15 protein-coding genes are annotated in these 14389 nt (G+C 41.4%); 10 read left to right on the top strand and 5 right to left on the bottom strand.

The genetic code is table 11. The features are described from left to right. Nucleotides 1-2: 2 nt before the first annotated feature. The 3 genes from minC to ABZP31_RS11540 all read right to left on the bottom strand — a co-directional run bounded on the left by minC (nt 3) and on the right by ABZP31_RS11540 (nt 2824). Nucleotides 3-704 carry a septum site-determining protein MinC gene (gene minC / locus ABZP31_RS11550; RefSeq protein ID WP_005027492.1) on the bottom strand — a complete coding sequence of 234 codons (702 nt, stop codon included), beginning with the start codon at nt 702-704 and terminating at the stop codon, nt 3-5. Between the two features lie 120 nt (nt 705-824). Then, a complete protein-coding gene (locus tag ABZP31_RS11545; protein WP_005018915.1) occupies nt 825-1874 on the bottom strand; it encodes a hypothetical protein in 1050 nt (349 codons plus the stop codon). A 35-nt stretch (nt 1875-1909) separates the two neighbouring features. Further along, nucleotides 1910-2824, bottom strand: a complete 915-nt coding sequence (locus tag ABZP31_RS11540) for an acyltransferase (protein ID WP_005018916.1) — start codon at nt 2822-2824, stop codon at nt 1910-1912. A 240-nt stretch (nt 2825-3064) separates the two neighbouring features. Between ABZP31_RS11540 and ABZP31_RS11535 the strand changes: the two genes are divergently transcribed. From ABZP31_RS11535 to ABZP31_RS11495, 9 genes are all read left to right on the top strand, one after another. After that, complete coding sequence (locus ABZP31_RS11535) at nt 3065-3694, top strand: OmpA family protein (RefSeq protein ID WP_005018918.1); 630 nt, start codon at nt 3065-3067, stop codon at nt 3692-3694. Nucleotides 3695-3819: 125 nt separating this feature from the next. Beyond that, nucleotides 3820-5859, top strand: a complete 2040-nt coding sequence (locus ABZP31_RS11530; protein ID WP_005018919.1) for a UvrD-helicase domain-containing protein — start codon at nt 3820-3822, stop codon at nt 5857-5859. A 39-nt stretch (nt 5860-5898) separates the two neighbouring features. Next, on the top strand, nt 5899-6351 hold the full coding sequence (gene dut, locus ABZP31_RS11525; protein ID WP_034686006.1) for a dUTP diphosphatase: 453 nt from the start codon (nt 5899-5901) through the stop codon (nt 6349-6351). Between the two features lie 219 nt (nt 6352-6570). Then, complete coding sequence (locus ABZP31_RS11520; RefSeq protein ID WP_248134912.1) at nt 6571-7995, top strand: phosphomannomutase/phosphoglucomutase; 1425 nt, start codon at nt 6571-6573, stop codon at nt 7993-7995. 10 nt (nt 7996-8005) lie between these two features. Then, nucleotides 8006-8926 (top strand): acetylglutamate kinase, encoded by a 921-nt coding sequence (gene argB / locus ABZP31_RS11515; RefSeq protein ID WP_005018923.1) that lies wholly within the window; start codon nt 8006-8008, stop codon nt 8924-8926. A 143-nt stretch (nt 8927-9069) separates the two neighbouring features. Beyond that, entirely contained in the window at nt 9070-9918 is an 849-nt protein-coding gene (locus ABZP31_RS11510; protein WP_005406679.1) for a class II glutamine amidotransferase, read from the top strand. A 284-nt stretch (nt 9919-10202) separates the two neighbouring features. Then, nucleotides 10203-10649 (top strand): bacteriohemerythrin, encoded by a 447-nt coding sequence (locus tag ABZP31_RS11505; protein ID WP_005404364.1) that lies wholly within the window; start codon nt 10203-10205, stop codon nt 10647-10649. A 150-nt stretch (nt 10650-10799) separates the two neighbouring features. Continuing rightward, on the top strand, nt 10800-11882 hold the full coding sequence (locus ABZP31_RS11500) for a hypothetical protein (protein WP_248134910.1): 1083 nt from the start codon (nt 10800-10802) through the stop codon (nt 11880-11882). Continuing rightward, nucleotides 11882-12205: an RnfH family protein gene (locus tag ABZP31_RS11495; protein WP_248134908.1), complete on the top strand. Its 324-nt coding sequence runs from the start codon at nt 11882-11884 to the stop codon at nt 12203-12205. The genes ABZP31_RS11500 and ABZP31_RS11495 overlap by 1 nt, the downstream gene beginning before the upstream one ends. 45 nt (nt 12206-12250) lie before the next feature. Here ABZP31_RS11495 and ABZP31_RS11490 read toward each other — a convergent pair whose 3' ends face one another. Next, nucleotides 12251-12649 (bottom strand): outer membrane protein assembly factor BamE, encoded by a 399-nt coding sequence (locus tag ABZP31_RS11490; protein WP_111282133.1) that lies wholly within the window; start codon nt 12647-12649, stop codon nt 12251-12253. Nucleotides 12650-12760: 111 nt separating this feature from the next. Here ABZP31_RS11490 and fur point away from each other — a divergent pair, with 111 nt between their 5' ends. Beyond that, nucleotides 12761-13198: a ferric iron uptake transcriptional regulator gene (fur, locus tag ABZP31_RS11485; protein WP_005018930.1), complete on the top strand. Its 438-nt coding sequence runs from the start codon at nt 12761-12763 to the stop codon at nt 13196-13198. A gap of 64 nt (nt 13199-13262) precedes the next feature. On the opposite strand, the gene ABZP31_RS11480 is transcribed toward fur, so the two are convergent. Next, a complete protein-coding gene (locus tag ABZP31_RS11480) occupies nt 13263-14381 on the bottom strand; it encodes a PilT/PilU family type 4a pilus ATPase (protein WP_005018931.1) in 1119 nt (372 codons plus the stop codon). Between the last annotated feature and the right edge of the window lie 8 nt (nt 14382-14389).

Raw genomic sequence — 14389 nt, 5'->3', positions numbered from 1 at the left:
CCTTAAAATTCCAAGGCTTCAAATTCAAGCTCTTGGTCATCATTCAAGTAAATATGTACAGGTTTTTTGGCGACATGCTGCGGGATGTCGTCTGCTACACAGTATGTGCCTGCAATAGATACCAGTTCTGCCTCAAGGGAATGACAGAAAATTCTTGCAGAGGTATTGCCTCCTACGCCGGCAATGACTCTACCACGAACACTGCCATAAATATGTATATTTCCTGAAGCAATCACTTCAGAGCCGCTGTTGATTCCGGCTTTTAGAATAATATCGCCATGGTCTTGGACCAGACACTGCCCAGTACGTAAAATCTCATCGTGATAAGAGGTAATATAACGAATACTGCCTGTTTTTTCAGCCTCAGCCTGTTGAGATACTGGCGCTTCAACTACCTGTTCTTTGGTAGGCTTGATGCGCTGTAACGGGCGGTCAGAGGCGAGTACCGGGAACTGAATGGCGCGTGCCTGATCACCTAGGATGCCGTCAATTACAGCCATAGGCTGCAAATCTAGGCTGACGAGCAGCTGGATCAGTGCAATCAGTTCCTGCTCGACTGTACTGTCAAGAATAACCAGGGCACCCTGATAAGCATTTTCATCGAGTAGAGTGTTCAGTTGCTGGCGGATAGCATCATGATCATTGGTGTCAAAGGTTAACCGGGTAAAGTTAACCATTCTGCCTGTAACCCGTATATCAGCCATAATTATTCCTTAGAGGCTTTTAACTTAAAGTTTGCCAAAGTCATGTTATTAAATAGAGCAAATCCTAGACTAAAATGCATGAATTCTCTAGCCGAAGTACAAATATTTTGACCGAGATGTTTATTCTTTGGCTACTTTGCTCTCGGCCAGAATCTGTTGCCATTGTTTAATTTTTACTTGTTTACGGATGGATTCTAAACTTTCAAATACTGCTGATTCAACCAATTGCTCAAGTGCCTGATTATTTATATTTAACTGGCTGGCTCTTTGTGCGATCAGCATATAGGTCGAGTTTGGCTGATCCAGTGTTCCATCTACCAGCGGATCAATTAAACCATAAGTAATATTTTCACCCAAGCGTTGGCCGATACTCTGTATCTGCTGTTCAATACGGCTGCCTACAATCGGTATCAGGCGTAGCAGTTGGGTGAGCTCCGGCGTTTCTTCGATGGCCCGGTTAACAATCAGGCCAACCTCTTTTGAGAGCTGATTCTGATGTTCTTTTAAGGCCAGAGCTAATGATTCCTGTAATACCTGAGCCAGAGCTGCCGCAAAAAGGTCCCGGTGGTGATCGACCAGATCATGGATCAGCTTTTTATGGGTAGTACTGGTGACCAGTTCACGATGTACACCATCTAATATGGTTAAGACTACACGACTGGAAAGTTCTTCCATTACCACGTGATAATAGAACAGCGCACGCTTATAAATGCTTTCAGGAATAACCTGATAACCCAGTTCATTTAAACGGTAAGCAATTACCCCGGCGCGCAGTAATCTTAAAAAACGTAATTGTGGAATGATGGCGAGTAATTCATACCAGTGTATAAAAGGAAAAAAGAACCAGCGTGGGTGATGTTTATAAATAATGGCAATCAGCCAGCGTACCAGAAGCTCTACCACCAGAAAGCTGGTAAACCAGCCTTCTGTTTTAATCACCCAAGGACGCAATTCAGTCTTATAAAACTGAAGGGCTTCAGGCACACGGATAAACTCAAACAGCCATTCTCCGAAGTCACTCATTAAAATGGCATTACCACTTAAACAGACCAGATTAATGACAATCAGTACCATCATGAATACGTCATAAACCAGAAACAATTTCCAGGCTAACGTATCATGTCGCACTGGAATAAAACTGGTTCTCGCTTTGACGGGCTCTTCTTGCATACAGGTCCTTAATGATTGTTCAGAGTATAGAAAAACTAGGCATATTTTTGCTGTATGGATTCAATTAACTGATCTTTTTCAGTCCAGATCTGATGTACCCAGGCTTGAAAGCGTTTACGGTATTCTTCATCTTCTTCGTAATTGCCACCTTTAACCCAAGCAGGTATTTCAATTTTACGCAGGTTTACTGCAATCCGGCTTACGTCACCTAACCAGAAATCTCCATAGCCTGGGACACCATCCGGATAAACAATAGTCATATCCACCAGCGCATCAATATTATCTTCTAAAATATTCAATGCTAATGCCAGTCCACCAGCCTTAGGTTTAAGCAAATGCTTATAAGGTGATTTCTGCTGGTCATGTTTTTCTTGGGTAAAACGTGTCCCTTCCAGATAATTGAGCAGGGTATAAGGCTGACTTACCAGTTGCTGACAGGCCTTGCGTGCTTCTTCCAAATCACGGGTTTTTAAATCAGGATTCTTTGCGATCTGCTCTTTGCTGTGCCGCTTCATCATCGGAAAACCTAAAATTTTAAAAGCCTGGCCGACAAAAGGAATAAAGATCAGTTCCCATTTGGTAAAAAAACGGGTTAGAGGCATACGGGTCAGACCAAAGTACTGATTCACTGTAGTGTCTACCCAGCTCTGATGGTTGCAGGTCATTAGATAACGACCTTGCATGCTTAAATCGAGATTTTCATCAATGGTAATATCCCATTTTAAATCAGAAAGTACATGCTCAATTAACCAGTTATTGACTGCTAACCAGCGGTTCGTAATCTCAATATTCGTTTCATCAATTTTACGCGAGTTTTTGATCAGCTTTGTTAACCCGAGCGCCAGCACAGGTGGTCCGTGCAGGAAAGTACTTCCTGTAATTACCGAGCCTACGGTCAGTCCACGTGTAATTTTTTTTAGTAAAGCTTGTTTCTTGTTTTGGGATGACATAGAAAGGTCCTGTTACCTGAACCCTGTCATCCTAAATGAAGCAATTCATGAAATGAAGTATTTCATCAAAAAAACTCATCAATAAGCGAGTATGAAGAAATTATGGGCTATGACTTCCGAAAAAGATCTAAAAGTATTACAAAATGTAAATAATCCATTATTTTTTAACAAAAAATCAATGTTATAAAAATTTTTTTTATTTCATTATCCTTTTAGACAACAAGGACAAGGAGGCATGCAATGCGTGCACTAATGATTTCAACTGTGGTAGGGGCAATGGCACTTTCGGGTTGCCAAAACATGGAATATGATAAAGCAGCAATTGGTACCGGTCTGGGTGCACTTGCGGGTTATGGTATTTCTAAGTCAAATGCAAATTCAAGTGCACAGAATAACCGTGCAGCAGCAATTGGTGCGGTGGTCGGTGCAGCTACAGGCGTGTATCTTGACAATAAAGAGAAAAAACTTCGTCAACAAATGGCAGGTACTGGGGTAGAAGTTAACCGTAACCCGGATGGTTCTGTTGGTCTGATTATGCCAGGCAACATTACATTTGATACCAACAAGTCTACGATCAAGCCAAACTTCTATACAACGCTTAATAAAGTAGCTCAAACCCTGACAGAAGATAACAAGAGTGCCATTTTGGTAACTGGTTATACTGACAGCACTGGTAATGATTCAATCAATATCCCGCTATCTCAGGCGCGTGCTCAGGCTGTAGCCAACTATCTGGCTGGCCAGGGCGTTCCACGTACCCGTATTAATGCTCAGGGTCTAGGTGCTTCTAACCCGATTGCATCAAATGCAACTGCTGAAGGCCGTGAACAAAACCGCCGTGTAGAAATTAGTATTTATGCAACCCAATAATTTAATTGAAGTTGTATAAAAACCACCTTCGGGTGGTTTTTTTATGGCTATTTGGTACCCAATTAACATTAGGCATCTGAAACAGACCTGTCTATAATCATGCTCGGATCAGGAGAGGTAGTATTATGTCGTCGGCAAGTCAGTTAAATAACAAGCAACTTGAAGCTATGAAATACACTCAAGGACCCTTGTTAGTACTTGCAGGGGCAGGTTCAGGTAAAACTTCGGTAATTACCCGTAAAATTGCTTATTTAATCCAGCAGTGCCGAATACCGGCGCACCGGATTACAGCAATGACCTTTACTAACAAAGCTGCACGAGAAATGAAAGAGCGTGTCGGTAAGTTGTTGTCACGTGAGGAAATTAAAGGACTTTCAGTTTCGACCTTTCACACTTTTGGCTTAAATATGTTGCGCCTTGAGCTAAAAAATACGCCTCTTAAAAACAACTTTTCTATTTTAGATGCAGATGATTGTAAACGCATACTGATGGATCTGATGCATCGTGACAATCTATCGGGTGCAGAAAGTAAAGAACTCATTGCGAAGGCAATGAAAAAAATCTCTGACTGGAAAAATGATCTGATTTTACCAGAACAGGCACATAGTACTTGTGAAACTCCAGAAGATGTACAGATGGCACATCTCTACCAGTTATATGAGCGCAACCTTCGTGCCTACAATGCTGTTGATTTTGATGACTTAATTGTGATGCCGACCCGCTTGTTGCAGGAAAATGCGGAAGTACGTGATAAATGGCAAAATCGGGTACGTTATCTGTTGGTCGATGAGTATCAAGATACCAACACCGCACAGTATATTCTGGTTAAGCTGCTGGTAGGCGTGATGGGCCAGTTTACAGCTGTAGGTGATGATGACCAGTCAATTTACGCCTGGCGAGGGGCTAAACCTGAAAACATGGCATTATTACAGCAGGATTTTCCTAACCTAAAAGTAATCAAGCTTGAGCAGAATTATCGTTCGACCAGCCGGATCCTGAAATCTGCCAATGCGGTAATTGCCAATAATCCTCATATCTTTGATAAACAGCTCTGGAGTGATAAAGGCCACGGCGATGTGATCCGGGTCATTACCTGCCGTAATGACGATGATGAGGCAGAACGTGTTGTAAAGGATATTTTAACGCATAAACTGATGAATGCCCGCAGCTGGAAAGATTATGCAGTACTGTACCGTGGTAACTTTCAGGCACGCGTTTTAGAAACCCAGCTTCGCCAGATGCAAATTCCTTATAAACTGTCGGGTGGCCAGTCTTTCTTTGCCCGTGCAGAGATCAAGGACGTCATGAGTTATCTGCGCCTTATTATTAATCCAGAAGATGATAGTGCCTTCTTGCGTATTATTAATACACCCAAGCGTGCAATTGGACCGGTAACCTTAGAAAAACTTGGACTATTTGCACAAGATAACCATCTGTCTTTATTATCTGCAGCCGGAGATCAGCGGCTCACGATGGTCATTCCTAAAAAAGCTGTAACACAGTTGCATGAGTTTGCTGATTTTATTGGAAATTTTACCCGTGAATTGCTGGATGATGACGAACCGGTTCCTAAAATTCGCCAGATGATGAATGAAGCAGGTTATATCGACTATATCCGGGAACAGGCAGCTACACCTGCTCAAGAAAAAAGCAAGTTAGATAATATTGAAAGTCTCTACAGTAGTATTCAAAGTCTGATTAACCGGGCAGAAGATGTGGATGATAAAAATATTGAGAGTGTCATCCGTAAAATGGTTCTGCTCGATATGCTGGAGCAGCAACAGGAAGAGGAAGATATTGATAAAGTAAACTTGCTAACTCTTCACGCTGCTAAAGGGCTGGAATTTCCGTATGTCTACATGATTGGACTGGAAGAAGAATTATTGCCCCATAAAAATTCGATTGCCAGTGAAACTATTGAGGAAGAGCGTCGCCTGATGTATGTGGGTATTACCCGTGCCCGTCAGGCTCTAACTCTAACTCTGGCAGAGCAGCGCAAGAATGGGGGACAAATGAAACAGATGACGCCAAGCCGCTTTCTGGATGAGTTGCCTCAAGATGAAGTTGAATGGTTAGGCCGCAAGAAAAAACTGGTTGCTAATGTAGACCCGAAAGAACAGGCACAGCAATATTTACAGAATCTCAAAGCTTTATTGAAACGTTAAGTCAGCCGGTCTGTACTCGACATAGAAATAGGAATACTTATGAAAGTTCAAATTAAAGTACTCGACACGCGTCTGGGTAATGAATGGCCTTTGCCAACTTATGCGACTTCTGGTTCTGCCGGACTGGATTTACGTGCCTGTCTGGACGAGGCGGTACAAATTAAACCTGGTGAGACTATTCTGGTTAAAACTGGAATAGCGATTTATATTGAGGACCCAAATTTTGCGGGGCTAATTCTGCCACGTTCTGGACTGGGTCATAAGCATGGGATTGTACTTGGTAATCTGGTGGGCCTGATTGATTCAGACTATCAGGGCGAGCTTATGGTATCTGTCTGGAACCGTAGTCAGACAGTTTTTACACTGGAACCTGGTGAACGCCTGGCTCAATATGTACTGGTTCCTGTAGTCCAGGCACAATTTGAACAAGTGAATGAATTTACTGCATCCGAGCGGGGAACTGGCGGTTTTGGCCATACCGGACAGAAGTAAAATAACAGCTTATAAACAGAGAATAGTCTGTTTGTAAGCTAATAAAACTTTTAAAAACAATTTCTTAACATTTCTTGTTGAAACATTACTGAATCTATATTAAAAAATATTCTTTTTTTAGGTATACCTTATGCATTCTGATAATAACCCGCCTACTTTTTTATTCTGAATTTTTAGTTTTTATTTCCAAGGTAGGCGCCTTGAATAAAAGAATATAGTATGGAATTAAATCATTCTCCTTTTCCAAAAGCTATTTTTCGCGCATATGATATCCGTGGAAAACTTGCTTGTTTTACCCCGGCTGTGGTCCGGGCAACTGCACACGCCTTGGCAAAACAATTCAAAGAGGCTGGCCAGTCTGAACTGGTGATTGGTTATGATGCGCGATTGAGTAGTCCTTTCTATGCACAAATTCTGACTCAAGTATGTGGTGAAGAGGGGCTGAGCGTTACTGAAATTGGTTGCTGTTCCAGTCCGCAAATGTACTATTTAGCGCGCAACTATAGTGGAAACGGTATAATGGTGACCGCTAGCCATAATCCAAAAACCGATAACGGAATTAAATGGATTATTCAGGGTGAACCGCCGTGTCCAGATATGATCCAAACCATCGCAAGTACAGCAGAAAATTATTATCAGCCTTCTATATTTGATTCTATTTTAACCTTGCCACATCAGCATAAGGCCGAGTTCTGTAGCCTTTACCAGCAGGCAATTTTAAAAGATATTCACTTAAAACAACCGCTCAAGGTGGTACTTGATGCGTTGAATGGTTCAGCAGGAGAGTGTGCAGAAACCATTTTGAAGAAACTCGGCTGTGAAGTGATCGCTTTGCGCTGTAAGCCTGATGGTAATTTTCCAGATCATGCCCCGGACCCATCTCAAGCTGTTCATTTAAAACAGTTACAGGCAAATGTGATTGAACAGCAGGCCCATATTGGTATCGCACTGGACGGTGATGGGGACCGGGTAGTACTGGTCGATGAACAGGCAAATATTATTACTGCAGACCGTCTGCTTTCTTTATTTAGCCAGATGTGTCTGGAAAACCATCCCGGTCACGCAGTGGTATTCGATGTTAAATGTTCCAGCATGGTTCGTAATACGGTTCGAAACTTGGGTGGACATCCACATATGATCCGTACAGGAAGCAGCTTTCTCAGAAAATATTTATCACAATCTGGGGGCTATGCTGTTTTTGGTGGAGAGTACGCTGGCCACTATGTATTTAATGATGGTCGTGGTTTTGGCTATGATGATGGCTTATATGCAGCGTTACGTGTCATTGAATATATGGGACATTTCCCAGACAAAAAGTTATCAGAGTTGTTGGCTGTCTATCCTGAGCGCTGCTGTACCGAAGATACTTATATCAGTACACATCAGACCAATCCTAAAACCGTATTGGAGGATATTGAAATCCTGAGTCACCGTTTTGGTGCCCAGCTGAGTAAGATTGATGGAATACGCCTTGATTTTAAAGATGGTTTTGGCATTATTCGAGCTTCCAATACTGGCGAGTACTTTACCGTACGTTTTGATGCGGACGACCGCCTGACGCTGGATAAAATCCGATATAAATTTGTTTCAATGTTAAGTGAACGATATCCTGAAATTGCACAAGATATCCTGGATGCTCAATAAGGAGAGGTGAATGCCACATCAGCAAACTAGTGCTGGCATCAACAAGGCTGAAATTCTGACCGAAGCGTTGCCGTATATTCAACATTTTGCCGGTAAAACGCTGGTGGTAAAATATGGTGGTAATGCCATGACTGATCCGGCACTGGAAAGCTCCTTTGCCCGTGACATTGTTCTGTTAAAAACAGTTGGTTTAAACCCGGTCGTTGTACATGGTGGAGGGCCGCAGGTCGATTCCTTTCTAAAACAGTTAGGCCGCGAGTCTGAGCGTATAGATGGGATGCGCGTAACAGATCCTGCGACTATGGAAGTAGTCGAGATGGTGTTAGGTGGCAGTGTTAACAAGTCTATTGTCAATCTGATTAACCAGCATGGTGGCCGTGCAATTGGTTTGACCGGCAAAGACGGTAATTTGCTTAAAGCCCGCAAACTTCTGATGGAAAAACAGGCAGAAGATGGCAGCATTCACCAGATTGATCTGGGACTGGTAGGTGAAGTCGTTGAAGTAAAAACCGATGTCATCGAAATGTTTACCCAGAGTGACTTTATTCCGGTGATTGCACCACTGGGTGTAGACGAGGAAGGTAATACCTACAATATTAATGCCGATCTGGTTGCAGGGAAGGTGGCTGAAGCTCTAGGTGCTGAAAAACTGGTACTGTTAACCAATATTGCCGGTGTACTGGATGAAAATAAAAAATTGTTAACAGGTCTTACCACACAGGAAGTTGATCATCTGATTGAAACAGGCGTGATCTATGGTGGCATGATTCCCAAAGTTGGCTGTGCACTTGATGCAGTCAAGGCAGGGGTAGTTAGTGCCCACATTGTTGATGGTCGCGTACCTCATGCAACCCTACTGGAAGTCTTTACTGATCATGGAGTTGGAACTTTGATTACTAACCGTGCCCATTTTGGTGCAAGCAGGTCATAACTGGACAGTTTAAAGAGTCACTTCGGTGACTTTTTTCTGTTTGCAAGAAATAAAACAGACATACACCAAGATTAAGATTTACAAGTTTAAGATGACTCATGCACAATAACTTCAAGATTTTATTAAGACCCTGATTAAAGATTATGTGTCAGCTTTTGGGAATGAATTGTGCAACTCCGACAGATATAACGTTTTCTTTCCGCGGCTTTTCACAGCGTGCTGGAGTAACTTCTGACCATTCAGACGGTTTTGGTATCGCTTTTTTTGAAGATAAGGCCTGCCGGTTATTTGTAGATAACCAGTCGGCAGTAGAATCGCCGATTGCTGAGCTTATCCGTAATTATCCTATTAAATCTCGAAATGTAATTGCCCATATCCGTAAAGCAACACAGGGTAAAATTACTTTAGAAAATTCACATCCATTTATACGTGAATTATGGGGGCGCCACTGGATTTTTGCCCATAATGGTGACTTGCATGAGTTTAATCCTCCATTGACTGGCCGCTTTAGGCCGGTAGGAAATACTGACAGTGAATATGCATTCTGTTATTTGCTTGATCAGCTGGTTGAGCATTTTGGCTATAATGAGCCTGCAATAGAAGAGATCTTTGCTGTACTAGAGGATGTTGCACCTAAAATTGCAGAGTACGGTACGTTCAATTATTGCCTTTCAAATGGCCAGGCATTATTTAGCTATGCCACCACCAAGCTGCACTGGCTGGTACGTGAATATCCGTTTCAGCCTGCACAATTAATCGATTTAGATGTTGAAGTCGATTTTAGTCATGTGACTACACCAGAAGACCGGGTTGCAGTTATTACTACAGAACCTTTGACTCATAATGAGATCTGGACTGCATATCAACCAGGTGAAATGATTTTATTTCAGCATGGAAAACCGGTTAAATATGCCTTTACACATATTGAACGACTCATTCGGGAAGCTAAAAATCCTGAATTAAAGCGAGTCACTAAAGCTGATCAATATTAAAATATAAGTTATTATAAAATAATAGATTTATTATATAGTCCTTAATATATAAAATATAGAAAAGCTTGTATTAATAAGATATTGAAAATTAAATATAATATAAATTGGTTAAAAAATAACTTACTCTTTTGGTCTGGTTAAAATATTTTTTATATCAAAAATAATAGTTTGAATAATAAATATGGAAATTATATTAAAACCAACCAAATTACTTCATTTTTATTTTGTTTTTTTACCGATATGATTCTCTCAGTACTTAATTGATTATAGCTGGGGCGGACGTAATGAAAATGAAATGGAGTCCAGAGTATAATACTGGTATCGATGTAATTGACGATCAACACAAGCGGATTCTGGATTATATTAACCAGATTGACCAGAATACAGATCGTCATCATACGAAACAGATTCTTGATGATATTATTGATTACACCCAGTCACATTTTACTTTTGAAGAGAGCTTGCAAGAAGAAGCCGGTTATAAATATCGTGTACCTCATAAACGTGTACACGATCTGTTTATTAAAAAGATTGAACTTTACCGTCAACAGTTTGAACAAGGGGCGTCTATTGAACATGAGTTACATGAAATCCTTTCAAAATGGTTAATTAACCATATTCAGCATGATGATGCTGATTATGTTGGCGCTGTAAAAGAAAATATGATGGGCATCCTGAAAGAGAAAGAAAAGAAAAAGGGAAAAAATTGGTTTGCTCGTTTCTTTTCATAAGAAAACTGACATAAGAATAACAAGGAATAAGTAAATAAAAAATTAGCGCTGCAAATCATCTTTCGGGGTGGTTTGCATTTTTTATTTGAGTCTTTGATTTTCGTTCATGAGAAAGGCAAAATATCGGCAGACTCATTCAAGGAACGCATCATGCAGGACAATTCTATGTCACGATGGTTATCGCCGCTGATGGCATTTTGTTTAACCTTTATTATTATTGCGACGCTTGCCCCAGTGGTGGGGATCCAGTTCGAGCGACAGTTTGATTTTTGGTTGCTCTGGTTAGGAACGATGCTATTTTTAGCCTTACCGATTACTTATCTGGAAATTGCACTCGCTAAACGTTCCAAAACTACCGCATTAAATGCTTTATCCGGGATGACCCGCGATGCAGATGCCTCAGCACGCTGGCGTCTGGTAGGCTGGCTTGCAGTTATCTTTATTCCATTCTTGGCTGGTGCCGTATTATTTAATGCTGCTCAGCTGATTCAGCTGCAAATGATTCCGGACTTTGCTCCACATCTTGTTTTTCTAGCAATGGCAGTAGTTGCATTAATTGGTTCTTTTATTCCACGCCAGTTCCTTGTTCCTGTGACAGCTTTAGGCGTTATTATTTCACTAATTACTGCAAATACCCTGGGTACGCCGGTTGCAAGCTGGCAATGGACATCAGTCGAGTTTAGCGAGTGGGGAAGTGCAACAGTACTTGCGCTTGTGGCCAGTGGCCTAGGGTTGGGCTTATACTGGCAAAGCAGTTTGCCCCGGGTACAAACACAAAATGCAGTAACAGGCACCGTTCTACCGATCTGGTTTGCACAGCTAGTCGCTGTAATTGCTTTTGGGTTCTTTGTTGCTAATGGTGAGCTTCCTGTTATTGCATTGGTGATTACTGCACTAGCAGCAGCGGCATTGTTTATTCAATTTGCCCGTGAGCAGTTATTACAACGTCAAGTTGCGATTGTTCTACAATGGGCGATTTTACTAATTGCTTTATTGATTTGGGCAATTCCAGAAATTTATTCAGCGCTAAATCTGGTATTAATGTTATGGGGTCTTATAATTTGCCTGATCTATGCCATTTTTGCTGGCTGGATCATGAAGATTAGCCATTTACGCAAATCTATGAACTTTAGTAATGAGCTGTTTTACAACTTGTGGCGTATTGCAGTGCGTATTGTTTTACCGTTATCTATTTTATTAGCTATGGTTGCGATTATCAGGCAGTTTATATAATGGTGAAGCATCAGCAAGTCTGGGTCGCTTATGCCCATCCTGAAGTACAGTTTCTGATTGCTGTTGAGTTTACTGAGGGAATGACCGTTCGGGATGCAATAGAGCAAAGTGGTATACGGAATAAGATTGATTTACCTGAAGTGCTACAGACCGGAATCTTTGGCATAAAAGTGACTGCGATGAGTCAGCCATTACAGGCAGGAGACCGGGTAGAAATCTATCGGCCTTTAACTGTAAATCCGAAAGAGACTCGCCGTAAGCGGGCAGAAAAAAATCCGGTGGGACGTTATGCCAAAAGTAATCGCCTCAGACAATTGAAATGATATGAAAAACCCCTCATCGAGGGGTTTCTTTTTATTTTAAAGCGTCTATAGTGGGGGCGCATTTAAAATCGCTTCTCTGGAAGCAGGCAGACCAGGTTGGGATTCTGGAATAGTTTCCAGTCCTTCAATTTTGGTAACGATACCTGTTTCATTAAAGTAAATCTTTAAATGCTGGCCATGTGCCGCTGGAATCTTGGCTTTCTTGGCATAGGTTCCTGGGATATAGTTGTAAATGTAATCCCAGCGTAATGGATTCAATGGATCAGTTACGGTTGGGCTTCCAAGCAGAAAACGTACTTGCTGATGAGACATACCCACCTGGACTTTTGAAGCTTGTGCCTGAGTCAATGGCGTTCCCTGAGGGATATCAACTTTATAAACGCCCAAGGTTGAACAGCCGACAAGCAGTGAAATGACGACTAACGTCAGCATAAGTTTTTGCATTTTGCTACACTATCCCAATTAATTATGATGCATTTGATCCAAGGATAAATCATACTGCATCTAAACTCTGTTGCATATTCCAACTTAAAATTTGTTGAGAGACCTTTTTTCATGGCTATTTCAAATCAAGATTTACGCAAAGCTGGACTTAAAGTTACCCTTCCACGAATCAAAATATTGGAATTATTAGAAAATTCAAAACAACATCATTTGAGTGCGGAAGATATTTATAAAACTTTACTCGAACAGGGTGAAGATGTAGGTTTAGCAACCGTTTATCGTGTGTTAACCCAGTTTGAAACAGCCGGTATTATTCAGCGTCACAATTTTGAAAATAGTCATTCAGTTTTTGAAATTATGCAGGAAGATCATCATGACCATCTGGTCTGTCTAAACTGTAATAAAGTGGTTGAATTTACAAATGATATTATTGAACAGGAGCAGCATAAGGTTGCTGAGCAATATAATTTTCATTTAACAGGTCACTCGCTCAATTTATATGGTTACTGTGGCGATACTGAATGCCAAGATGCTTTTCGCAAGAAATAACATCTACATAAATACAACATATTAAAAGGGCCATGGAGTGGCCCTTTTTTATTGTTGTTATCGTTTATTGACCGTCAAAAGTAATATTACGTCCTGCAGCCATTAACTGACTGGCCCCTTCTTCAGAAAGTTTGATTTGCAGACGTAAATCATTTGGAGCATCGGCATGTTTAAGGGCATCTTTGTAACTAATCTGACCGGCTTTATACAAATCATATAGTGCCTGGTCAAACGTCTGCATACCCAATTCACGTGAACGCTTCATCAGGTCCTTGATTTCATGTACTTCGCCTTTACGGATGTAATCTGCAAGCAGAGGGGTATTAATCAGAACTTCAATTGCAGCACGCCGGCCATTACCATCTAGAGTAGGGATCAACTGCTGGGCAATTACCGCTTTTAAGTTCAGTGATAAATCCATATACAGCTGGCTATGCCGGTCTGCCTCAAAGAAATGGACAATACGATCTAGTGCCTGATTGGCATTATTGGCATGTAAAGTTGCCAGGACCAGGTGACCAGTCTCTGCAAATGCAATCGCATAATCCATCGTTTCCCTTGAACGAATTTCTCCGATTAAAATAACATCAGGTGCTTGTCGCAGCGTGTTTTTTAGCGCAATTTCAAAGGATGCTGTATCAATACCTACTTCACGCTGGGTAATAATACAGCCGGCATGTTCATGAACAAATTCAATCGGATCTTCAATGGTAATAATATGACCTTTGGAATTATGGTTCCGATAACCAATCATTGAAGCAAGCGAGGTTGACTTACCTGTACCGGTGGCACCTACGAAAATAATAATGCCGCGCTTGGTCATAGCCAGTTCTTTTAACACCTGTGGCAGTTTCAGGTCATCCATTGTTGGAATCTGTGTTTCAATCCGGCGTAAAATCATGCCGGGTAAATCACGCTGCTGAAAGGCACTGACCCGAAAACGGGCTGTTTTTTCCCGGTTAGTGATAGCAAAGTTGCATTCACGTGTATCTGCAAATTCCTGCCGCTGTTTATCGGTCATAATTGCATGAATCAGCTGTCCGACAATCTCACCAGTCAGTTTGTTTTTTGAAACCGGAACAATCTGGCCATTAATCTTCATTGACGGTTCAACATCGGCAGTAATAAACAGATCCGATGCTTTTTGTTCCATCATCAGGTTAAGCAAGTCATTAAAGTCCATGTGCTATC

This window comes from Acinetobacter sp. FL, from assembly GCF_040744925.1.
Classification (GTDB): Bacteria; Pseudomonadota; Gammaproteobacteria; order Pseudomonadales; family Moraxellaceae; genus Acinetobacter; species Acinetobacter radioresistens.
Note: the sequence above shows the minus strand (reverse complement) of the source record. Positions and strands in the feature narration are given on the sequence as shown.

Coding starts and splice junctions, on each gene's coding strand:
- minC (WP_005027492.1), bottom strand. CDS start 704: ATGGCTGATATACGGGTTACAGGCAGAATGGTTAACTTTACCCGGTTA.
- ABZP31_RS11545 (WP_005018915.1), bottom strand. CDS start 1,874: ATGCAAGAAGAGCCCGTCAAAGCGAGAACCAGTTTTATTCCAGTGCGA.
- ABZP31_RS11540 (WP_005018916.1), bottom strand. CDS start 2,824: ATGTCATCCCAAAACAAGAAACAAGCTTTACTAAAAAAAATTACACGT.
- ABZP31_RS11535 (WP_005018918.1), top strand. CDS start 3,065: ATGCGTGCACTAATGATTTCAACTGTGGTAGGGGCAATGGCACTTTCG.
- ABZP31_RS11530 (WP_005018919.1), top strand. CDS start 3,820: ATGTCGTCGGCAAGTCAGTTAAATAACAAGCAACTTGAAGCTATGAAA.
- dut (WP_034686006.1), top strand. CDS start 5,899: ATGAAAGTTCAAATTAAAGTACTCGACACGCGTCTGGGTAATGAATGG.
- ABZP31_RS11520 (WP_248134912.1), top strand. CDS start 6,571: ATGGAATTAAATCATTCTCCTTTTCCAAAAGCTATTTTTCGCGCATAT.
- argB (WP_005018923.1), top strand. CDS start 8,006: ATGCCACATCAGCAAACTAGTGCTGGCATCAACAAGGCTGAAATTCTG.
- ABZP31_RS11510 (WP_005406679.1), top strand. CDS start 9,070: ATGTGTCAGCTTTTGGGAATGAATTGTGCAACTCCGACAGATATAACG.
- ABZP31_RS11505 (WP_005404364.1), top strand. CDS start 10,203: ATGAAAATGAAATGGAGTCCAGAGTATAATACTGGTATCGATGTAATT.
- ABZP31_RS11500 (WP_248134910.1), top strand. CDS start 10,800: ATGCAGGACAATTCTATGTCACGATGGTTATCGCCGCTGATGGCATTT.
- ABZP31_RS11495 (WP_248134908.1), top strand. CDS start 11,882: ATGGTGAAGCATCAGCAAGTCTGGGTCGCTTATGCCCATCCTGAAGTA.
- ABZP31_RS11490 (WP_111282133.1), bottom strand. CDS start 12,649: ATGCAAAAACTTATGCTGACGTTAGTCGTCATTTCACTGCTTGTCGGC.
- fur (WP_005018930.1), top strand. CDS start 12,761: ATGGCTATTTCAAATCAAGATTTACGCAAAGCTGGACTTAAAGTTACC.
- ABZP31_RS11480 (WP_005018931.1), bottom strand. CDS start 14,381: ATGGACTTTAATGACTTGCTTAACCTGATGATGGAACAAAAAGCATCG.